Annotated in this window: 14 protein-coding genes; 6 read left to right on the top strand and 8 right to left on the bottom strand. The window is 51.4% G+C overall.

The window, feature by feature from the left end; all coding sequences use genetic code 11:
* Positions 1–100 precede the first annotated feature (100 nt).
* The 3 genes from mtnA to AB1656_13245 all read right to left on the bottom strand — a co-directional run bounded on the left by mtnA (position 101) and on the right by AB1656_13245 (position 2,002).
* Positions 101–1,138, bottom strand: a complete 1,038-nt coding sequence (mtnA, locus tag AB1656_13255) for an S-methyl-5-thioribose-1-phosphate isomerase (GenBank protein ID MEW6236348.1) — start codon at positions 1,136–1,138, stop codon at positions 101–103.
* Between the two features lie 113 nt (positions 1,139–1,251).
* Positions 1,252–1,650, bottom strand: coding sequence for a HEPN domain-containing protein (locus AB1656_13250; protein ID MEW6236347.1), 399 nt, complete (start codon positions 1,648–1,650; stop codon positions 1,252–1,254).
* The gene (locus tag AB1656_13245; GenBank protein ID MEW6236346.1) at positions 1,607–2,002 is read right to left on the bottom strand and encodes a nucleotidyltransferase domain-containing protein; all 396 of its coding nucleotides are present in this window, start codon (positions 2,000–2,002) and stop codon (positions 1,607–1,609) included. The genes AB1656_13250 and AB1656_13245 overlap by 44 nt, the downstream gene beginning before the upstream one ends.
* 231 nt (positions 2,003–2,233) lie before the next feature.
* Between AB1656_13245 and rsmA the strand changes: the two genes are divergently transcribed.
* From rsmA to AB1656_13220, 5 genes are all read left to right on the top strand, one after another.
* The gene (gene rsmA / locus AB1656_13240; protein MEW6236345.1) at positions 2,234–3,133 is read left to right on the top strand and encodes a 16S rRNA (adenine(1518)-N(6)/adenine(1519)-N(6))-dimethyltransferase RsmA; all 900 of its coding nucleotides are present in this window, start codon (positions 2,234–2,236) and stop codon (positions 3,131–3,133) included.
* Positions 3,117–6,500: a cellulase family glycosylhydrolase gene (locus AB1656_13235; GenBank protein MEW6236344.1), complete on the top strand. Its 3,384-nt coding sequence runs from the start codon at positions 3,117–3,119 to the stop codon at positions 6,498–6,500. Before rsmA ends, AB1656_13235 begins: the two co-directional genes overlap by 17 nt.
* Positions 6,501–6,611: 111 nt before the next feature.
* Positions 6,612–7,457 (top strand): MqnA/MqnD/SBP family protein, encoded by an 846-nt coding sequence (locus AB1656_13230; protein MEW6236343.1) that lies wholly within the window; start codon positions 6,612–6,614, stop codon positions 7,455–7,457.
* A 456-nt stretch (positions 7,458–7,913) separates the two neighbouring features.
* A complete protein-coding gene (locus AB1656_13225) occupies positions 7,914–9,317 on the top strand; it encodes an MBOAT family O-acyltransferase (protein MEW6236342.1) in 1,404 nt (467 codons plus the stop codon).
* Positions 9,318–9,384: 67 nt separating this feature from the next.
* On the top strand, positions 9,385–10,641 hold the full coding sequence (locus AB1656_13220; protein MEW6236341.1) for a hypothetical protein: 1,257 nt from the start codon (positions 9,385–9,387) through the stop codon (positions 10,639–10,641).
* 87 nt (positions 10,642–10,728) lie between these two features.
* Here the strand turns inward: AB1656_13220 and AB1656_13215 are convergent, their stop codons facing one another.
* The 4 genes from AB1656_13215 to AB1656_13200 all read right to left on the bottom strand — a co-directional run bounded on the left by AB1656_13215 (position 10,729) and on the right by AB1656_13200 (position 20,045).
* Positions 10,729–11,709 carry a hypothetical protein gene (locus tag AB1656_13215; GenBank protein MEW6236340.1) on the bottom strand — a complete coding sequence of 327 codons (981 nt, stop codon included), beginning with the start codon at positions 11,707–11,709 and terminating at the stop codon, positions 10,729–10,731.
* 187 nt (positions 11,710–11,896) lie between these two features.
* Positions 11,897–13,288, bottom strand: coding sequence for a sigma-54 dependent transcriptional regulator (locus tag AB1656_13210; protein MEW6236339.1), 1,392 nt, complete (start codon positions 13,286–13,288; stop codon positions 11,897–11,899).
* Positions 13,285–15,417 (bottom strand): ATP-binding protein, encoded by a 2,133-nt coding sequence (locus tag AB1656_13205; protein MEW6236338.1) that lies wholly within the window; start codon positions 15,415–15,417, stop codon positions 13,285–13,287. Before AB1656_13205 ends, AB1656_13210 begins: the two co-directional genes overlap by 4 nt.
* Before the next feature lie 242 nt (positions 15,418–15,659).
* Positions 15,660–20,045 (bottom strand): PAS domain S-box protein, encoded by a 4,386-nt coding sequence (locus AB1656_13200; protein ID MEW6236337.1) that lies wholly within the window; start codon positions 20,043–20,045, stop codon positions 15,660–15,662.
* A gap of 252 nt (positions 20,046–20,297) precedes the next feature.
* On the opposite strand from AB1656_13200, the gene AB1656_13195 reads away from it, so the two are divergent.
* Positions 20,298–20,939 carry an RDD family protein gene (locus tag AB1656_13195; GenBank protein ID MEW6236336.1) on the top strand — a complete coding sequence of 214 codons (642 nt, stop codon included), beginning with the start codon at positions 20,298–20,300 and terminating at the stop codon, positions 20,937–20,939.
* On the opposite strand, the gene AB1656_13190 is transcribed toward AB1656_13195, so the two are convergent.
* Positions 20,918–22,510, bottom strand: a complete 1,593-nt coding sequence (locus AB1656_13190; GenBank protein MEW6236335.1) for a hypothetical protein — start codon at positions 22,508–22,510, stop codon at positions 20,918–20,920. The two genes, AB1656_13195 and AB1656_13190, sit on opposite strands and share 22 nt — an antisense overlap.
* Positions 22,511–22,668 lie beyond the last annotated feature (158 nt).

The following is a 22,668-nucleotide window of genomic DNA, read 5'->3' as shown; positions in this document are numbered from 1 at the left end:
AACATCCCACTTACGGTTAACGAGCAATAGCAGGCAAACAGGCAAGACGCCATTTTACCCATATAGGCGGGGCTTGCTTTGCTCGACTCACCCTGCGATTTTATGCCATAATTTTCTTTAAATTTACGTCGTAAGGCGGACGCACGATTCCTTTTTCCGTGATGAGCGCCGTTACGTATTCGTGCGGCGTTACGTCGAAGGCGGGATTGTAGATGTCGATGCCTTCGGGAGCGATGCGGCGTCCAAAGCTGCAGGCGATCTCTTCCGGCGCCCGCTCTTCGATGGGGATGTGCGAACCATCGGAGAGCGACATATCGATGGTGGAAGTGGGTACCGCGACGTAAAAGGGAATATGATGAGCTTTCGCCAGAATGGCGACGCCATACGTGCCGATTTTGTTGGCCACGTCGCCGTTGGCGACGGTGCGGTCGGTTCCGACGATGACGGCTTGAATCCAGCCCTTAGCCATAACCGTGGCGGCCATATTGTCGCAAATCAGCGTAACCGGAATTCCTTCTTCGCGCAGTTCCCACGCCGTCAGGCGGGCGCCTTGGAGCAAGGGGCGCGTCTCGTCGGAATAGACGTGGATGTTTTTCCCTTTTTCCTTGGCGATATAGATGGGAGCGAGCGCCGTGCCGTACTGCGCCGTCGCCAAGCCGCCCGCGTTGCAGTGCGTAAGGACGCCATCGCCGTCCTTGAGCAGCGTCTCGCCGTATTCGCCGATGGCGCGGCAAACGCGGTTGTCCTCATCTACCATATCAACGCCTTCCTGGAAGATGCGCTTCTTCAATTGATCAACCGGAAGCGAGGCATTGTCACAAACGACGCGCTTGACGCGGTCGAGCGCCCAAAAGAGATTGACGGCGGTGGGACGGGATGATGCCAGGTAATCCGCCGCTTTTTCCACATCTTTATAAAATGCGCCGAAATCGGACGCCGGGGAATCTTTAACGCCTAAATAGAGGCCAAAAGCGGCGGCGATGCCGATGGCGGGCGCGCCGCGGACGCGGAGAATCTTGATGGCTTCCCACATGTCGTCAATGGTTTCGACGGTGAGGTATTTCGTTCGAGTGGGGAGCAATGTCTGATCGATGATTTTGACTTGGCCGTTCTCGACGGCTATAGTTTGTACGGGCATCGTTGATCCTTTGCTCAGGAGAATGGGGAGTTGCGCTTTATGATTACCCTAAATCGCTTTTCTTAAAAGAAGGTGGGCTACGCTTCGCTTTGATCCCACCCTACCTAATTGGTTTATGTTCTTTCCATCAAAATGGCTTTCACCTGGCGATGCGTTTTTTCGGCGAAGGAATAAAACTCTTGGGCGTCTTCTACCGTTGGTTTTCCATACGGTAATAAACCTGTATCGCTTGGATAACGTGAGTCGATATATAAATTATCCAATTTTCCCAACAAATCGACATCGGAAATCACAACGCCATACGATTTTACGCATTCATACAAACTTTCCAGATTATGCGTTTTCACTAAAACGGTATGATATTCCTCGATCACAGCCTTAAGTGTTTTTTCCACGGCTTGTTGAGCATGAAAAGAAACAACATTGGTTAAATGTTTTATATGGAGCAGTTGCTTACAGGCGTCAAGATCATCCTTTGCCAGATTCAACCATTCCTTCGTCATCGACTTCATATAACACGATTCCTTTTTTAACGATCTCTTGCGAGAATAGACTGCCGAGTTCGATGAATTTCCGATACATGGCTTTAGTATGAACGATTAAATCGATGGAAACTTGTTTATGGAATTCGTCGATTGAACGCGACGTTTCCACATATAGATCGCTTTTTTCTCGATAGTTCTTGGGAAAATCATCCCGATTGACGACCACCAATAAATCGATATCGCTATCTTCCTTCGGCTCCCCGTAGGCGAGCGAGCCGAACAAAATAATTTTGTAAGGATGGATTGTTTTCAACCGGTCGACAATCAGCGGAATATACGCCGATGGGTTTGTATGTTGATCGATGATTGGTTTATTCATGTTCAACATGCCTATAATCGAGTTGATTTTAATACGATCGTCTTTCGATCCAGTAAAGGGATTAAATAATCCTCTATCCGCATCCGTTGCGGCGGGCTATGCTTCGCTTCGATCCCACCCTACTATTCTATACGCAAACAAATCCGAAGAGTTATCTTCTTTTATCTATCCATACGATCGCAGATCGAGACGAAAAATTTGAATTCCAACTTGAACCATCGCATAGATGGAATGGATCCAATTCTCGAAACATTGTATGACAAGAATGGATTGGTTCAATTCCTGCAAAGCCGGGGGCTGCGGATGTCGCGGGCTTTGGGGCAGAATTTCCTTATCAAACGGCCTTTGATGCGCAGCCTTTTGAATGAGGCGGAGTTTCCTCGCGAAGGCGCCATCATTGAAATCGGCCCCGGCGTGGGACATTTGACCTGGATGCTCATCGAACGCGGCTTGCGCGTGTTGGCCGTGGAAAAAGACCGGACGTTCGCCGCCATCCTGGAAGAATTATCCCCCATCCATCCCGGCCAGCTCACAATTCGACAGGAAGACGCCTTGGAAACCGATTTCGCGGCGTTGGCCAAGGAATCGGGAGCGCGATGGGCGATCGGCAACCTGCCTTATAACGTCGCGGTTCCGATTCTCTTTCGGCTGGCCTATTGCCCTTTCCGCTTTGAAAGCGTCAATGTTATGCTGCAAAAGGAAGTGGGAGAACGCATTCTCGCCGAACCGGGAACCAAGCGTTATGGCCGCCTTTCCATTGTTTTGAATTATCTCTATCGCATCCATAAAATCCGCACTATCGCCGGCCCATCCTTTTTCCCGCCGCCTAAAGTGGAATCCGTTTTTGTGCAAATGAAGCCCAAAGAGGACGCCGATTTGGAATTGGCTCAGTTTTATTTAGAGCGAATCGTAAAAATTGGCTTTCTTCACCGGCGAAAGAAGTTGAGAAAACAGCTGCAAGGCGCCATTATAGAGAGACGGATCATCAGCGATGATTTTTTGGATCATGCGCCATCCGCTTTCGATTTCGAAAAGAGGGCGGAAGAATGGCCGGTGGAGACATGGGTTCAATTCGCCCGCTCCATCCGAGAAACCAAGCCGGAAAGGGAGAACGATGCGATCATACCATAAATTATTAATCCCGGTTATCGGGTTGTTCATGCTTTGCCACTGCGGCGGAGATGCAGGGAAAAACGCTTCTATTGCCAAGAGCGAAGTCAAGAAAGAATTTAGCATAGGCATTTTGGATGCGAATTTCCTTCGAAAGAGATCGAACGCCGATCCTCAATTTTTATTAACAGCGCTTAATAACCAAGGATTCCAAAGCCGCATTGTCACAGAAACGGATTTCGATAAGCCGGAGTTGGTATTAAGCAAAGACCTTGATTTAATTGTTCTACCCAATGGCTCTTATTTTCCTAAAGATGCGCGAGAATCTTTTATAAATTACCTCAAGAACGGCGGCTCATTTATTTCGCTAGGCGGATATGCTTTCGACGAACTAGTGGAGAAAAAAAACGAACACTGGCAGCCAGTGCGGGTAGACGATCCCGCCCAAACATTATCTGGACGGCGGGGAAAAGCGGGAGACATTTTGGAACTTCTGCCGGAACAAATCTCTATTTTCGATCCAACTTATACTTTCAAAAGAGTTACAAAAATCGCCAAAGACCCGCAATCGCCGCTTAATACGGCCGATCAATCCGAAGAGATAAATATATTCGGACATCCAGCCACAGCCATGTCGGGAAACAACAATCCCGTTTTCACGAAATCTCATGCGCGATGGCATTCTCTTGTTTCCGCTTACGACCGCTTCGGGCGGCCTCGGGGCAGCGTCTTCAGCCTCATGCTGCATCATGACGGCTATTACAACGGCTCGGCGTGGGCGTTTTCCGGCGTGAATAATATCAACCTTTTTTCCGCCTCGCATCCCATCATGGTCAATTCGCTAATTGACGCGGTTTACGCCATGCGCGACCGGACGTTTCTGGTTAGCGTAGAGACGGATAGAAGCTCATTGGAATTTGTTGAAATTGCTGCAACGGCGGCTAACCGCAGCCGGTGGTCCCAAACCGCCAAGTTGACTTTCTTCGCCGGTGAAAAAGAAATCGGCAGTGAAGAGATCGCCCTAGCAGAGGGAGAGACAAAGACGTTTCGCCAAAAACTCGATCCTATACAATTGCAAGAAGGTTATACGCCCATCGCCGTGGAGCTTCAGGTTGAGGACGTCTTTCACGATCGTTTGGAAACCGGCGCGATTCGTTCTTCCGTTTTAAGCGGCTCCAAGCCAACGCTGACTTTTTCCAATAATTATTTCCGCGTTAAAGGACGGCCTCTATTTCTGTTTGGAACCAACCAGACGGGAACCGTCTGGTTCTCGCCTGATGAAAATCCCGCAACTTGGAAGCGCGATTTTCAGCGCATGAAAGACAATGGCCTCCGTTTGCTGCGAGTTATTCATCTCTCTCCCTTCGCAGCGCAAGGCTTCGAAGGCAAGGGGCAACATGCGTCTATAGACCTGGGCAAGCAGCCGCCGCCCAAGTTAGTGCAAAAAGCGGACGAACTGGCCGCCCTCTGCGCTCAAAACGGCATTTTTCTCATGCTGGGTCTGCACGACTGGCTGCCGGTGGAACTTGCGCCGGAAGAATTGGATGCGCAGCGGCAATGGGGACGGTTTTGGTCGGATCATTTTAAAAACGATCCCCACGTCCTATTCGATATTCAAAACGAACCTAGTTTAATGCCGAAGCCTTCTCCCAACAATAATAAATTATGGAACGATTATTTGCGGGAAAAATACGCCGATGACGCCAAGATCAAAGAAGCGTGGGGAACTTACGCTCCCGCCGAATCGCTGGGCGGCATTCCCTGCGAGCCGGGGCCAGACGAATGGCCGAATCCTCGCGCTTACGAATACAATCGCTTCCGCGCCTGGCTAGTAGAGCGTTGGATCGACGCCAATGTTAAGGGGATCAAAGAAGGCAATCCCAACGCTTTAACGACAGTGGGCTTTCTGCAAAACGGCTTGCAAGCGGATAAGCTGATTCCCTCGCACCGGCTGGATTTCATGAATACTCACTACCACGGCCCCATGAAAGACTTTCCCACCGTAATGAAAATGACGGACCGGCGCTTCAAAGGGCAGGGATTGACTCTCGGCGAATTCAGCGCCTGGGACGCCCACGAAGCGCGCGTACAAGGCCAATTCAACGACGAAACGGATTCTGCCATCGCTCAATATTTGTGCGAAGGGCTGGAGACTTTCGGCCTGGGGGGATCGATGGCGCTCAATTGGGATTTAAAGGACCTTAACGAGTGCATCTTTCCGTGGGGATTGACCTGGCCGCAAGACGGAGTAGCTAAAGATTGGTTTTATGCCTATCGCAACTTGAGCCTGTTTTTGTCTTCCTTCCGTCCGCAATACGAAGACCCCGGCGTATATCTTTTGATCCCCGACAGCCACAGGTTGGGCGCCCAAGCGGCGAAAATCCAGCAGGGAATCGACAACGCCCTGCGCATGATGTTCGCGGCGCATTGCAATTTCAACGTCATCAACGAAGAGTCGATCAGTCAACTCCCGCCTACGGCGCGTACCTTAATTTGGCCGATTCCCTATTGTCCCAGCGACGAGGTTTTTCAGCGCGTTTTATCCTTCGCGGCGAATGGCGGCAACTTGCTTTATACCGGCGAAGCCGATTTCGATCCCCTGCGCCGCGCGAAAAGCCAAGAGCGCAGCAAAACCTTTCTCTTGAGCGATCATGCCCCTCGGCAGCCGTTTACCGTCGAATCGCCTACGAGCGTCCCGGAAGCGATCGTATCGGAATATCAAAAAGGAAAGATACACTATCTTCCCGCACCTTTGGAATTAGCCGAATCTCCTTTCTTCCGGCCTAATCCTTACGCCGCCTTTTTGCAGAAAGTGAATGAAGCGACGATCGCCATCGAACCGGACGATCCCGCCATACACGTCTTCACAATTCCCGAAGATAACGGCAATGCGATCTATACCTTTTTCCGCAACGAAGAAGCGGCGAACACGCGCAACTATCGCATTCGGAAGGGAGACAATCTCTTAAACATGTATCTCGCCGGTTACGAATCGGGATTAATTGAAACCAACAGCATAGGCGATGTTCTGGCTATCGGCGGGAAAGGGACGTATCGCCGAGAACGGGACATCATCATTCTCATGACCAGCTTTGCTATGGTTAAGAGCCTCGACCAGATGGACATTTCCTCCAGCGGAATGATTCTTTTACTGCCCACTGCGCCTGCCCGCATCCGATTGTGGAATACCGTGATGACCTCTCCGAAGTTGATCGTAGGAGAGATCGTCAATGGACAATGGATTACCTATGAAGAAGAGGATTTGACAGTCGAAAGCGGCAGAATGCAGTTCAAAATCGATGCCGACCGCGCTTCGTGCATCCTACTGATTACTTCGGATGCTCTTAAGTCTCTGGCGCAGCAAAACGTCATGTCCCTTGTCAATTGAACAGGGCAGGATAGGCTTTGACGATCTTAACCATAATAGGCCCTAACCCTCTCCCAAAGGGCGAGGATCGTGGGAGCCTCTACGCAATCTCATAGAGGAGCGAATGAACGAATGCGGCCGATAGAGATTACCATAGGCCATAGTCCCGACGCGGACGACGCTTTTATGTTTTTCGCCCTGGCCAAGGAGAAGATTCCTACGGGACGTTTTGCCTTCCGCCATATCCTACAAGATATCGAAACGCTGAACCATCGCGCCGCCGTGGGCGAATTGGATATTACCGCCATTTCCGTACACGCTTACGCCTATGTGCATCATCGCTATGCGCTGCTTACTGCCGGAGGCAGTTTGGGCGACGGCTACGGGCCCTTGTTAGTCGCCCGCGAGGCTATGACGCTGGACGAAGCGAAGAAAAAGACTATCGCCATCCCCGGAAAGATGACATCGGCTTATCTGGCGTTGCGGCTTTGCTTGGGCGAGTTCGATTACGACATCGTTCCCTTCGATCAGATCGTCCCCGCCGTGGTTAATGGCCGGGCGGACGCAGGATTGATTATTCACGAAGGGCAGTTGTATTACGAGCGGATGGGTTTGCATAAGATCGTCGATCTTGGCGAATGGTGGAGCGGCGAAACCGGCGGGCTGCCCCTGCCGCTGGGCGCCAACGCCATCCGCAAGGATTTGGGCGAAGAGACGATTTCAGAACTCTCGCCCTATATGCGCCAGACGATCGAATACAGCCTCGCCCACCGGGAAGAAGCATTGCAACACGCTTTACAATACGCCCGCGACCTGCCCGGCGATTGCGCCGACCGGTTCGTCGGCATGTATGTCAACGACTTGACGCTTCATTTAGGAGATCGGGGAAAACAATCGTATCAATTGTTTCTCGATAGAGGATTCGACGCAGGCTTGATTCCAAATCGGGTGGATTTGGAATTCGTGGAATGCGGGTGAAGTGGAGATTGGGCGGGACGGGTGGCAAGGGCAAGGTTGTTTGTGCCCTTGACTATCCGATTTGATGTTTAGGATCGACATTAGCCGTATAAAATTTAGTTTCTATACAACAGAGGTTCTTGCAAAAATGGTATAATTTTCTTTTCAATTCTCCCCCCAAGATTGGGGGGAGTTAGAGGGGAGAGGGGGGTTGATTTTGTTAGACTTATCTCAACCCCCTCCTAACCCAATGTCATTAAGTTAAGACATAACGTGACGAAATTCCATTCCCTCGCCCTCTGGGAGAGGGTTAGGGTGAGGGATTTTAAATTCAACAAATTCATGCTATTAGATTTGTTGATATTTTCGATTAAGGAATTAGTCTATCCTTAACTTAACGACATTGCCTCCTAACCTCCCCCAAGCTTGGGGGAGGAATAATATAGTTTTGCAAGAGGCTCATCAGTATAATACCTCATGGTTTTCAGCACCTATATCTTTATTTTCGGATTTCTCCCCATTGCATTAATCGTATACTATGCGCTTCCATTTCGTTGGCGGGCGGCTTGGCTGGCGGCGGCAAGTTATGTCTTTTACGGATGGGAAAAACCGGAATACTGCCTGCTGATGGGCGCGACGACTATATTGAATTTCTATTGCGGGAAATTCATGATGCGTTCGCGCTCGCATCGCGGACGCCATTTTTGGCTGACGCTGGCTGTAGCCGGCAGTTTGGGGCTGCTGGGATATTATAAGTACGCGGGAATGCTCTCCTTATGGGCCGACGCTGCGGCGCAGTTGTTCGTTGCGGCGGGAGAAAGCGGCCATGTATTGCCAATTCTGCATATTGTTCTGCCCATCGGCATCTCCTTCTTTACCTTTCAAGCCTTAAGTTATCCCATCGATCTTTATCGCGGCGACGCCGAAGAAGCGCCGGACCTTATCAGTTTTGCCAGTTTCATTTCCATGTTTCCCCAATTGATCGCGGGTCCTATCGTGCGCTACCAATGGATCGCCGATGAATTGAAGGAACGGACGCATTCGGCTGGGAAGTTTGCGCTGGGACTGCGGTTCTTCGCTTTGGGTTTGGCCAAGAAAGTCATGGTTGCGGATTTATTCGCCCTGGCGGTTCCAGCGGCGTTCGGCCCCCATCAACCAAATTTCGAAAGCGCTTGGATCGGCGTTTTGGGATACAGTTTGCAGATTTATTTCGATTTTTCCGCCTATAGCGACATGGCTGTAGGTTTGGGGCTTTTGATGGGTTTCACTTTTCCCCAAAATTTCAATTCGCCCTATAAATCCGCCTCGATCACGGAATTCTGGCGGCGATGGCATATCACACTTTCCACCTGGCTGCGCGATTATCTTTATATCCCGCTGGGCGGCAACCGCTTGGGACGGACGCGGACTTACGTAAACTTGATGCTGGTCATGCTCTTGGGCGGTTTATGGCATGGCGCCAGTATCGTTTTCGCGATTTGGGGCTTATGGCATGGCGTTCTGCTGGCTTTAGAACGCGCGCTGGGCCGACGCCATCCTCTAAACCGAATGCCGCATTATCTGGCCGTCGCTTGCACGAATTTACTCGTATTATTGAGTTGGGTTTTGTTTCGGGCGGAAAATTTCAGCATGGCGGGACGAGTGCTTAAGGGGATGTTTCTCACGCTCCCATCATTCCAATTGCCAGCAAATATTGTTTCCCCTTATCTACCGGCATTGATTCTAGCAGGGTATCTGGTTTGCTTGTTTGCGCGCAATACGTGGGAAATGAGTCCGCGGCTATCGCCGTTGTTGGCCTTGCGGGATGGCCTGCTCTTCGCCGCCGCCATCACGGCGGCATTGGCGGCCAGTTCGACGCCATTTCTCTATTATCAATTTTAAAATGACTACAACGAAGAAATATACTTTAGATGAGATTCAACATCGCGAGCGCATGAGACTGCCGCAAATGGCTCAATGCGCAGAGAGTTCTTCTCCCGCATTTATATGGTTTTCCATTATCGCGGTTATGCTTCCTTTTCTATGTCTCTTCGCGTATGAAATCGGCGCGCGCATTGCCGATCCGCCGCTGGAGACATTGAGCGTTCCCTGGCATGTTCTCGATTCTCCTTACCCTCCCTTGAGCGAATACAAATGGACGGGAGACCTGACGCGGATGGCTCGCCTTCCCTATTTCGACCAACTGGTGGAAAAGGGACCCCATCCGCCCCGCTTCATCCATCGCATTACGGACGAATGGGGATTCGTTAACCGCCCGGCGGGAAAGCCGCGCCGCCCGATCGACGAAGATCATCAGATCGTCGCCTGCGGAACCAGTTACATGGCCGAAGGATCGACGGTGGATAAAACGTTCGCCTCGCAACTAGGCCAGGCGTTGAATCAAAGCGTTTACAACGCCTGCTGGCCCAGCGCCGGGCCGGTGCAGAGCGTTTTGAAAGTATTGACGGACAAGAATTTCTGTACAGGCAAAGAAAAACAGATCGTTATGACCGTTATCCAACGATACTTATACAGCGGATTGTTCGAAGACGCATTTCGTTATTTAAGTGAAGACGGTTCGGTTCTGCAACGCATGACCGCCGATCCCGAAGCTTGGCCAACCTTAACCGATTGGATGAACTGGCGCAAAACCATCGAGAACTATCTGGAACGCACCAGCGCGGCGCGGCTATGGGCATGGCGCGCGGGGCGGCGTCTGCCGCCGATGGCTTTCGATCTTGGTTTGACTACGCCAGTACAAGCGGCCTGGCTACAAGAAAACAATGCTCCCATTTTGTTCTATTCGGGCGATATCGATTCGGCCTACCATAGTTATGAATCGCGCAATGGAGACCGCATCGCTGAAGCCGTCGAACGCATTGCCAAAGGTTGCGCCAAGCAGGGGATTCGTTTTCTCCTCGTCATCGTGCCGGATAAATACGAAATATACCGCGATCATGCGCAACCGATTCTTTATCCTAACCGCCTCGCGCCTCCCAGCCAACGCCCAAATCGTCCGGCGCGCAGGTCGCCGGAAGTTTTGGCGGAGCGTTTGCAGGAAAAGGGAGTCGATGTTCTCGACCTCTTCCCTCCCCTATACGATGCTCAATTCAGCGTCAAGGAAAACAACTTGCTCTATTGGGTGAACGATACGCATTGGAACGACCAGGGCATACAAATCGCCGCACAGTATACGGCGGAACATTTACTATCTACAAAAAAATGATAAATGAAACGAAGAAGACCTCCGGAATTATTCGGAGGTCTTCTTTTCTCTATTCCAAAAGCGGGGAGAGATATTCGTTATCGAGAATTATCTCCAACCGCCGAATCCCATGCCGCGCCCGGCGCGTCCTGGGCGAAGACCTATTCCAGGACGGTTCGCCTGATGTTCGGCTCTTCCTTGAACCACAAGAGTTTCCAACTGCTCCAGCTGTTCTTTCGTTAGGATGTTCGCCAACTCCGCGAAATGAGGGCCGGGACCGCTTTCGCGCAACGCGATAATTTGCTGCTTCTGTTCGTCCGTTAGGTTCAATTGCGCCAAGGGCGAATTATCGTTGATGCCGTCGTTATCGGCGTCCACGAAGCCGCGTCCCGCGCCGAAAGGCCTTAAGGTTTGCAACTGCGCCAGTTGTTCTTCCGTCAGGATGCTCTTCAATGCCTCGAAATGGGGGCCGGGACCGCTTTCGCGCAAGGCGATAATTTTCTGTTTCTGTTCGTCCGTAAGGTTCAATTGCGCCAAGGGCGAATTATCGTTGATGCCGTCGTTATCGGCGTCCACGAAGCCGCGTCCCGCGCCGAAAGGCCTTAAGGTTTGCAACTGGGCTAGTTGCTCTTCCGTCAGGATGGCCTTCAATGCCTCGAAATGGGGGCCGGGGCCGCTTTCGCGCAAGGCGGCGATTTGCTGTTTTTGTTCGTCCGTTAGGTTCAATTGCGCCAAGGGCGAATTATCGTTGATGCCGTCGTTATCGGCGTCCACGAAGCCGCGTCCCATACCCATGCAACCGCCCATACGGCCGCCCATGCCGCCATGCCGCATCATACCTAGCCTATCGCAGACGCCATCGCCGTCGATGTCGATGAAACAAGGCTGGGCGGCGTCATGAATCATACCAAAGCCGCGTCCCTTCATCGCATTCATGCCATGTTGTACGGCGCCTGCTTGATTCTTGGGACCGCTAAAAACGCGAATGCCTTTGCTCCGGCTCGCTTGCCCGAAAACGTCCGGCGTTAGGATAATGCAGCCTAAAACCGCTCCTGCAACGATCGTCTTGCCTATGAGTTTGCTTATCATGATTTTTGCCTCCAGTGGAGTAGATAGATTTTGATGTTTCACTCTAAGAGCAAGGGAGGCGCCAAATGAATACTATAGTTATAACTAATTGATATAAATAAACTTATATTTTATTCTCTATAATCATTCGCAACAGAATCTATTTTTATTCGACCATTTCGTCGAACGAGATGCTGCGGCGGGGAATTTATTCGACGAAATCGTCGAGCGGTTCTTTGGAGGAAGGGGAAACATCGCCGTATTTTTTTATCTTATAACGAAGATTGCGTTCCGTAACGCCTAAGGCGCGTGCGGCTTCCGATTGATTGCCTTTGGCTTCAAGCAATGCTTGGCGGATCAATGTTTTTTCCAAATCGGCCACCAATTCGGGCAGAGAGCGTTTCACATCCATTGCCGGTTTTTCATTAGCGGGAAAGAGATTCGCGGGAAGGTCGCGGGTGGAAATCATCTCGCCGCGGGCGAGAACAACGGCGCGTTCAATGACGTTTTCCAACTCGCGAATGTTCCCAGGCCAATGATATTTCATCAGCCGGTCCATCGCTTCCCGGGAAATATCGATGGAACGCCCCGGCGCGTAGCGTTGGAGAAAATGGCGGATCAGCGGCGGGATATCCTCGCGCCGGTCGCGCAAAGGGGGGATGACGATGGCGATAACGCCGAGACGGTAATATAAATCTTCCCGGAACTCGCCTTGAGCAATGGCTTTTTGAAGATCGCGGTTGGTCGCGGCGACAATGCGCACGTCCACAGAAAGGGTTTGGCTGCCGCCAACGCGCTCGAAAGAACGCTCCTGCAAGACTCGCAATAGTTGAACCTGAACGTTCAAAGGAATATCGCCCACTTCGTCGATGAAAACCGTGCCGCCGTCGGCCAGTTCGAAACGGCCTTCGCGGCGGGAGACCGCGCCGGTGAAAGCGCCTTTCTCATGGCCGAAAAGTTCGCTCTGCACGACGCCTTCGGGCAGCGCGGCGCAGTGGATGGGGATGAACGAACGTTGGGCGCGGGGACTGGCGGCATGGATGGCGCGGGCGAGAATTTCCTTGCCGGTTCCGCTTTCGCCGAGAATGAGAATGCTGGCGTCGGAAGCGGCGGCGCGCAGAGCGGTGTTGATGACGGATTGCATGATGGAACTGACGGCGATGAGGCCAGGAGCGCGGCGGCTCTCTTCCACTATGCGGCGCAGACGGCGGTTTTCGGAAACAAGCGTAACCCGCTCCAACTCGCGCTGGATCACCAGGTCGAGTTCGTTGAGATCAAGCGGCTTGGCGACGTAATCCGAAGCGCCCGCCCGCATCGCCGTTACCGCCTGGGCGGTATTGCCATAGGCGGTCATGATAACCACGGGAACGTCAGGGCGCAGCGTTTTCGCCTGACGCAAGATTTCCTCACCGCCGCCGTCGGGAAGGCGCATATCGGTCAAAACCAGATCGACGGGATATTCCGCGAAAAGATCCAGGGCGGCGATTTGATTGGACGCTTCCAAAATGCCGTAATCGCGTTTGCGTAAAAAAGCAGTCAGCGCTTTGCGTTGCGAGGCTTCGTCTTCAACAACGAGGAGCAAGGGATGGGGCTGATTCATGCCTCCGTTTCCTCCTGGCCGACTATTGCCGCCGCCGGTATTTTAAAGCGAAGAACTACATCGGTTCCCTTCCCCGGCTGGCTAGTAACGGCGATTTCGCCCTGATGCGCTTCCATAATGCGCTTGACGATGCTCATGCCCAGCCCCGTGCCTTTGGGTTTGCTGGTGTAATAGGGGTCGAAGAGATGCGCCAATTGCTCTTGACTCATTCCAATTCCAGCATCCGAACAGATAAAGACGGCGTCCCCATTCTCCCGCTTCACTGAGAGAAGAATATCTCCGCCAAATTCCATCGCCTCTACGGCGTTCAAGACGATGTTCAAAAGAACCTGCCGAATCTGCTGCGCATCGGCGAGAATAGGTTTTACATCTTGCGCCTCTATCCGCAATTGGATATGGCGATCATGGATTAAAGGTTGCAAAAAATTGGACGCTTCGTAAACAATTTCGCCCAAATCGAGTTCGGAAAAGACCGGCGGCTGGGGACGTCCATAAGCGAGAAAATGTTCGATAATGTGGTTAATGCGGGCGATTTCCTCCCTGACGTCGCGCAAAGTTTCTCTATCCTGGAATTGAAGGGTGGAAGGTTCCATCAACAAAGTTTGGATATTCATATCTATCGCGTTGAGCGGATTGCGCACCTCATGAGCTACGCCGGAAGCAACGCGGGCCAGAGCTTCCAACTGCTCGCGGCGATGGCGTTCGTCGGCGGCTTGTTCCACGGCGGTAACGTCGGCGAGAAAAAGGATATGAGTGGGGATGGGGGAAGCGATAGTTTCGTAAACTGCTTGAAAATTTCTTTTGCCGGCGCCGCAGATCAACGGCAAAACCGCCTGGCCGCCTGCTTGTTGCGCCTGCCGCGAAGCGGAAAGAACGCGGGGAGGCGGAACTTCGCCGGGATGCAGTTGCCTCAGTTCCGGCCAGAGAGATTCCGCCTGATGATTCCAAAAAGTCAATCCTTCCTTCGGCTCCCAGGCAAGGACGGCGTCGTTCATGCGTTCCAAAAGAAAGCGATGATAGGAATGCACTTGTTCCAGAGCTTGCGCTAAAAAACCTTGCCGTCTGCGCAGGCGCGTCCAAATCAGGCCTAACGTCCCCAAGAGACAGGCAAATCCCGCCGACCAGATTAATTGATGGCGCAATTCGAGTTCGGCGGAGTTTAGCGGAGCGGCGTCGAATCCCACAAGCAGCGACGTATTATCTTGGCCGGGAACAGCGGCGCTTACATCGATGGTTTTAGGATGCCCTTGATACGTTTTAGAAACAGAAAGCGGTTCGCTCCCCGACGATTCATTGTTGGCGGGGATTTCCTCGAATCCCGCGGTATGATGTTTTGGAGCATCCCCAAATTGGATGTCGATTTCATTATCGTAGAGACGTTGAACATAGACAACGCCGGGGCGGGAAGCGAAATCATTGAGCAAGGCTTCGGGACCAAGTTCCCGCAGCATTTGATCCTGGGCGTCGTCGTCGATATCGATCATGATTGCGCCGCCGTTGCTGCGGCGGACGAGAACAGTCATGCCCGTCTGCCGGAACGGCCCCCGTTGATGAAATCCATGCATCAAACACATTTGCCGGGATTGAAGAAAATTCTTAATAATATCCTCTCTCATGACGCCGCCGATGCGGCGAAGCATTCTTCCCATGCCAACGCCAGCTCCCGATCCCATGCCTCTTCGCATCATCCCCATTCCCATACCCATACCCATACCCATTCCCGGTCCGCCGCGAAGCCCGATCTCGCGGACGCCATCGGGATTGAAAAGGACGATATTGAAGGCTTTTGTCTCGGCAGCTATGCGTTCAAGATCGTCGAAAGTCAATGTTTTGCGAGCGTCGATATCCCGCAGCCAGGAACCGACGACTGCCAGCCGGGAACCTTGTTCGTCTTCTAAGCGATCCAGGATCCGAGACATATATTTATTGCCGAGAGCCAACATCGCCGCCATTTCCTGAGCCTGCCGTTGCAGCAATAGGCGAATTTGCTCCTTGGCTTGAAGATAATGGAAAACGCTTAATCCAATCCAGACAAACGCCATGACCAAGACAATTAAAACCACGGTCCGGAAAGCGGCGAAGCCGGAAAAGGAAATAGCGGATGGCTCCTTGAAATTCGACGCATCCATTTTCTTATCGCTCCTTATTTACTACGAATAGGGCGAACCATGAAATTGAAATCGGATTAATAAAGTGAAAAAAATATGCCATCTCATAAGCAGGCGTTATTTCTATCTGTATTATATAGACATAGAAATGTTTATTTAAGAGAATGGATGAAAGGAAAATCGTTTCATTCGACGAAATGGTCGAATGAAGGAAGATATAAGAAATCTTACTTTTTACATAGGAACCTCGAACGGATTTATTCCTATGCGCCTAAAACCTCCCGTACTTTTCTCCGCAGGGCATCAGGTATAAAAGGTTTTTGGAGAAAATGAAGACCCGGTTCCAATACGCCGTGATGGACAATGGCGTTATCGGTATAACCGGATACGTAAAGGGTTTTCATCTGGGGATAAATCGGAGTCAAGCGTTGAGACAACTCGCGTCCGCTAATGCCGGGCATGATGACGTCCGTTACCAGAAGGTGAATTGGTTGGATTAAACTATCGTATTTCTGCAAAGCGTCGTCGCCGCTAATGGCTTGAAGAACATCGTAACCGCTGTCGCTTAAAGTTCGCGCGATCAGTCTACGGACGATTTCATCGTCTTCCACTACAAGGATTGTTTCCGTGCAGCGGCTAGTAGAGGCGGGGGGCAATGCGCTTGTTTCGACGATTCTAGTAGATTCCACTTTGGGAAAATAAATCTTGAAGGTTGTTCCTTGGCCGACTTCGCTATATACCCAAATGTTACCGCCGCTTTGCTTGACGATGCCATAGACGGTGGATAGACCCAATCCTGTGCCTTTTCCTTTGGGTTTCGTCGTAAAAAACGGTTCAAAAATATGTTTTTGAGTCTTCTTATCGATACCGGCGCCGGTATCGCTTATCGCCAGCATGACATGGGAACCAGGCCGAGCATCGACATGAATGCGAGCGTATCTTTCATCCAGTTCGATATTCATGGTTTCGATCGTGAGTTTGCCGCCGTCAGGCATAGCGTCGCGGGAATTGACCGCTAAATTGACGATGACTTGTTCGATTTGCCCAGGATCGGCTTCAATCAGGTTCAAGGAAGGATCGGGAATAGTAACGAGATCGATATCTTCGCCGATGAGGCGGCGAAGCATTTTATCCATATCGAGAATCAGAGCATTGAGATCGATTATTCGCGGTTGCAACACCTGCTTGCGGCTGAAGGCCAAGAGTTGGCGGGTTAACGATTCCGCCCGCAATCCCGCCTTTTTTATCTCTTCAATATGTTTGCGGACGGATTCGTCGAGGGATGATTTGGCGAGGGAAATATCGCTGTAACCAAGAATCGCGACCAGAATATTGTTGAAATCATGGGCGACGCCGCCTGCTAGTTGGCCAATGGCTTCCATTCTATGGCTATGACGCAATTGCTCCTCTAAATTTTTGCGTTCCGTAATGTCGGTGATGAAACCTTCCAGGAAAAGAATCTCCCCGCCGGAAGTAAATACGCCTTGTCCGCGTTCCCAAACCCACTTTTCTGAACCGTTGGCCGCTATGATCCGATACGTCAATTCGTAAGGGCGTCTTTCCCTCAAAGCGGAATGTACATTATCCCATACAGGCGTCTGGTCGTCAGGATGGATGATATCGTTAAAGGATTTCTTCCGGTTGTGGATCAGATCGGAAGGGGGAAAACCCGTCAATCCCATACACCCTTCGCTGATGAATTCCATGGTCCAATCCTTGTCAAAACGGCAACGGTAAACCATTCCGGGAAGATTACTCATAAGCATGGAGAGCATACGCTCGTTTTCACGCAGAGCCTCTTCCGCCTTTTTGCGTTCGGTGATATCCACGCCGACGGCCCAAGCCCGCCATCCTTTTATGGGAAAACTTTTGGATATATTCGACCACGATACGATCTTAACGCCGCCGTCTTTACAAAGCGTATATCGCTCTCGATCCCGGTAATCCTCCTTTTCTTCGAACAATCCTTTCATGATTTGTTCATAATGCTCGCCATTGGGAAACAACAATCGAAAAATTCGAGGATGCCCAATGATTTCTTCAGATTTATAACCGGTAACGTTTTCGCATTCTCGATTCCAAACAATCACATTGCGATTTTCGTCGAATGCGTCCAATAATATGGGCATATTCTGTATGACTTTGCGCAGGTTTTCTTCTTTTTCGCGAATTTCCGCCGTCCGGATTACAACGGTTTCTTCGAGTTTTTCGACGATCGCCGCCAGTTTGCGCCGAGCGGCGAGCGCATAGACCGCTAGGAGAAGAATCAGGAGAGAAAGAATCGCTATGCTGGGAAAGAACCAGGGTCTCTCGCGGAGAGGAATTGGCATTACATTGAAATAAAATTCGGCGGGCGTGGGATCGATGTCGAATCCTTCATCTTGAGCGCGGACTTGAATCATATGCGATCCCGTTTTGAAATCCTTCACAGGAAAAAGAAACTGTTGGATATAGCGAAAATCGCTCCATTCGCCCGAATCGATTCGCCAGGAATAGAGGTAAGCCTTCTCGTCGCCGCGCGGCTTGAATCGTTCGGATCCGCTCACTCTTGCCTGTAGAATTTGTCCGGGATATAAATCCGTTTCCGAACTAACAATGAGAGTGTCCGGCGGTATTTTGTCGGATTGAAAACAAAAAACCGTATCGTCCACTCCCATGCCCGCATCCATCCAATAACGCCCTTCCTTATCCATTATGGCGGTATTGACGGAACCATACGTTGGAATCGTAATTTTTATGGGCGCCACTAACGAATTAGGGGAAACGATATAAAGCGAACCATCACCGCTAAATATGGCCGATCCATCGGAGGAAGCCGATCCAAAACGCCTCACGCTCGCTTCGTAAGCCGTAAATACGCCATCGCGAAAACGCATCAGGCCGCTCCGCCCGCCCAAAAACCCATCGCAGCCGAGCCATACGCTATCGCCGGATTCCTCCGCCGCAAACCAGAATCCACCTGTAAATTCGGGGAGCCTCTCCCATTCGTCTCTATTTTCTTTCTTCGAGCGATACATTTGGAAATGGCTGGTCAGCCAAAGATTGAATTTCGAATCGATGGAAAAAAATGGCCTATCGAACGCTCTTACGCCGTAGGGAAAAACATGCGTCTCCACTCGATCGCCATCCAATTTCACTAAACGCATCGATCCCGCTTCATAATGGCATAACATCATCCAAACGCCGGATAATGGATCCGATACTCCCTGAATGATCGTTCCATCCCGAATATCATCCGGCGTTGTTTTTTTCCAGGAAGAACCATCGTAGACTACAGCGGCATTTTGGCAATGATCGTCGATTCCAAAAAAACAGGATTTACCCGATTTATCGGGGATAAAACCTTGAATGGAAATCATTCCCGTCTCGGCATGGCCGAATTTTTTCTCTTCCTGGCCAGACCAATAGGATATATCGCCATCCGACCATCCCCAGACGCCGCCCTTGGAGTCTACGGCGGCGGAACCGGTAAAATCGACCGGTTCCCAGGTTTCGCCATCGAGGCGAATCGTGTTTCGATCTCCAATAAACCATACTCTTCCGCGTCCGTCCACAAAACGCGGCGGGGGCAAGTTTTCATATTCCGTCCATTCGCGGCCTACTCGGTTCCATCGGACGAGATAATCGAAACCAACGCACCAGATCGAGCCGTCGGGAGCTTCGCGCATAGCATTCAGTTGGCGGGGAGGAGATTGATAAAAAACGGAAATCCGCTCGAATGTATCGTTTTTCCATTGTGCGAACGACAACTGGTCGCGGCCGGTATAGGCGCAGGAGATGATCTCTCCAGCGCGAGTGGAGCACAAAAAAAGAGGCAGGTAGTTATCTTGGCGTTCGCGCCGGCTCCAATGGCCTTCTTTGAGAATGAACATTTCATCGTCAGTCGAAGCCATTACTCCGGTTTCGGGATCTTCCGCTATCGACCAAAAACGCTTTTGCGCTTCCTGGAATCCTTCACGCTCCAAAGGAGAAAACCAACCTTCTCCTTCCTTTTGAGCCAGCCCCTTCAGCGTGAGAACGAACTGGCGGCCCTTGGAATCGCGGAAATAATCCATTACGTGATCGCTGGGAAGCCCGTCTTTTTCGCCGTAAACCGTCCATATTCCATTATGCAGCGAACTCAGCCCCCCGGTTACGGAAGCATCCGGCCAACGGTCGCAACAGAACCAAAGCGTTCCGTCCGGATCTTCCACGATGCGGCGAACGCTGGGTCCTGCCAAACCATCCTTAACGCCGACGACAACAGCCTTCTCTCCTTCCAGAAATCCGGCTTCTCGATCCGTTCCAAACCAGACCCTCCCGTTTTGGGCAATACATACGCAACGAACCAATGAACTGGGCAGACCGTCGGATTCCAAGTAATGCTTCCAGACGAACCCGTCATACCAATAAAGACCGCTGGATGTAGAAATCCAAACCGCCGAGTTATCCTTTTCGAAATCAATGAAAGTAACATAACGATCCGATAAGCCCCCATCTTCCAGAAGAGAGGAAAGTCTCCAATTCTGACCGGACCGTTCGATGGGAAGCGGAAAATTCGAAGATGCCGGTTGGGCGAAAAGAGAAAGCGGAGTTTCCGCGAAATAACCGATTAATATGACGAAAATCAATAGGCGAATTCCGCACCGCCATAACCGAGCGATACCCATTCATCGATCTCCAATCGCAGGCATTGAAAAAGATTTCGCCTCCTATACGAATGCGAAACCTGCTATCAAGACTATTGATCCTAATGACTGAAACAATAAATACACAATACATATAATACTATTTAAAGACTGAATAGAAAAGCATTTTCATATCAAAAAGTTATATTGCTTGGGAAAAAAGGAATATTCCATTCCATCGTTCGAAGCAATCTGAGCATATATTACTACTGTTCTTGACGGATTGCGTCATGAATGTCTAATAACAGCCAAGGCCAAGCTGGAAATAAAGGAACGAATATGGATGCGGAGCCGCAAACCTTCGAATGGGCCGAGGAAGAAACGGGAGAAGGGTGGAAACCCAAAACGCCGAAGCCGCATTTCGACGCGCCGGGCTTTTGGGTGCGGGCTGGAGCGTTCGTTATCGACTACTATCTTTGTGTTTTTCTGCATTATGGAATCATGACGGCGTCCGATTTTTTGTTGAGAGAATGGGGAATCTTCGATTTCGATTCCTTGGACGATTACGAATTCGATATCACAGTCATCGTTTGCATGTATATCATCCTGCTGCTTTATTTTTTCATCGTTCAGGGCCTTTGGGGACGGACGGCGGGAAAAGTGCTTATCAACGCCAAAATCGTTACAACGGCGGGAGGGAGAATTACATTTTCCCGATCCTTGCGGCGAACGGCGGGCTACCTGGCAAGCCTTTTTCTTTTTGGCGTCGGATTTCTCGTCGTCGCTTTCAACCGCAACAAGACGGGTTTGCACGATTGGATCGGAGGAACGCAAGTCGTTTACCGGGGCTATACTTCCCTTTGGCGAAAAACAGCGGCCATCGCCGCCGGGTGGCTGGGTGCGGCATTTATGATTTATCTGGTATTGGGATATTGAACGACCTCAAAACGGCATCCTTGCGGAAAGGATGCGGCTGGGAGATTCACGAAAACAAGACTGCCTTCACGATCAGTTGACGCCGCGCGTCCATCGAGGACGGCGCGGATCACCGTATCGCCATCTCCAGCCGACAGCTTAACGCCTAACCGTTGAGCGCCGCCCCAATACCTTCCCGCAATTTGGCCGACTCGCATCCGGTATTGAAGGCGCCGATCGCGCCATTCCAGGGTTTGTCCAAAACCCTGTTTCCAAAATTCCTCCGGGACAGTAGGAGCGAGCGCAAGCGTTCCATCCAGACGCAACTCCACTCCGAGCAGAAAACGCTGAACAATCCGGATTAGATTGGCTGGGTATTCGCAATATTTTTCGGCGCCGTAACCGCCATTTTCGTTGTACCGCTCCCGCCAATAATAATCATTTTCACAACCGGCCTTGCAGACTCTTCGAATTGAATCCACGAGTCCCTGGCCATCGCTCATGCGCGCCCGCGCCCAGGCTTCCAGATGCCAGACCCGCCCCATAGCCGCCAAATCCATTCTATCGGGGTAGGTGAATTCCCACGGTTCGTAGTTTTCTGGAAGGGCGGCGATGCCTGTGGGCATCCCGCCGTAGTAAAACCGCTTTTCATTCCTTAATTGCGGCCAGAGAAGAGCGCGCTGCCCGGCGCTGGCGACATTGAGAGCGATGGCGCTCCAATCTACATCCGTCAAGCCGTGATTCGCGACAACGCCGCGCTCCGGGTGGATATATTCTGCAAAACGATCCTTGAGCCAGAAGCGGGCGCGGAAACGAGACTCAATCCGGCTGGCGAATATCCGGTATTTCCCGGCAGCTTCGGCGTCGCCTGCGAACTCGTTCAAATCGGCCGCGCGCCGGAACGCATCCACGGCATGGCACTGCGCTACGCCGTCGTATTCGACGCGCGTGGGCCGTTCTACGTAATAACCCGCGCCCATGACCGCGCCGTCGTCTGTAGTTAACGACGCCAGATAATCCGCCGCCAGGTTGATGGACGGGAGTTGTTTTTCGAGCCACTCGCGATCTTGCGTGAAGCGGAAAATGGCGTCGGCATTCTGGATGTAGGTCGGCCCCGCCAACGCCCGCAGCGGGTCGCCAGGCGCCCAATGACGATAAAGGCCGCCGTTCGCGTCCACAAGCGACCATGCCGAAGCCGGACCAATCCTCTGCCCGGCGCTGGCGGGAAGAATCGCCAGCGGCAGTTGGCCATTCGGTTTCTGAAACTTCTTCACGTATTCCCAGTTCGCCTTCACAACATCCGCCTGGCCCAACCAAAGCAGAGCATCGGTCATCTGATGTCCATCTAGCGAAGGATAGGTATTGCCAAAGCCGAATCCTTGGCCGTCGGCGCAAACCGACCAGTATCCAGGAAAGACCTTAGGATTCACCGCCGCCAGTACGTTTTTCCGGGCCGCCTGGCCATACGCCTCGGCAATCTGCGCGTCGGGAATATCCAAGGACGCATTCCATTTTTCCGATCCCTGATCTTCGATCGATCCAATGGCTATAGGAATTGCGATTAAGAGACTGATATATTTTGCAATTATCATTTCGACTCCGGAACGCGCGGCGAAGCAAGACCGCGTCTCTTCCCTCTCGCCGAATTCATGGTTAGATAAGATTCAAAATATATTGGACTGAGGTGAAACATGATCGTCGACTTACTGCAAAATTGGGAACAATATTCGTTTGGACCCGCTGGCCGGCG

It is taken from the genome of Candidatus Omnitrophota bacterium (assembly GCA_040755155.1).
Classification (GTDB): Bacteria; Hinthialibacterota; Hinthialibacteria; order Hinthialibacterales; family Hinthialibacteraceae; genus JBFMBP01.
Note: the sequence above shows the minus strand (reverse complement) of the source record. Positions and strands in the feature narration are given on the sequence as shown.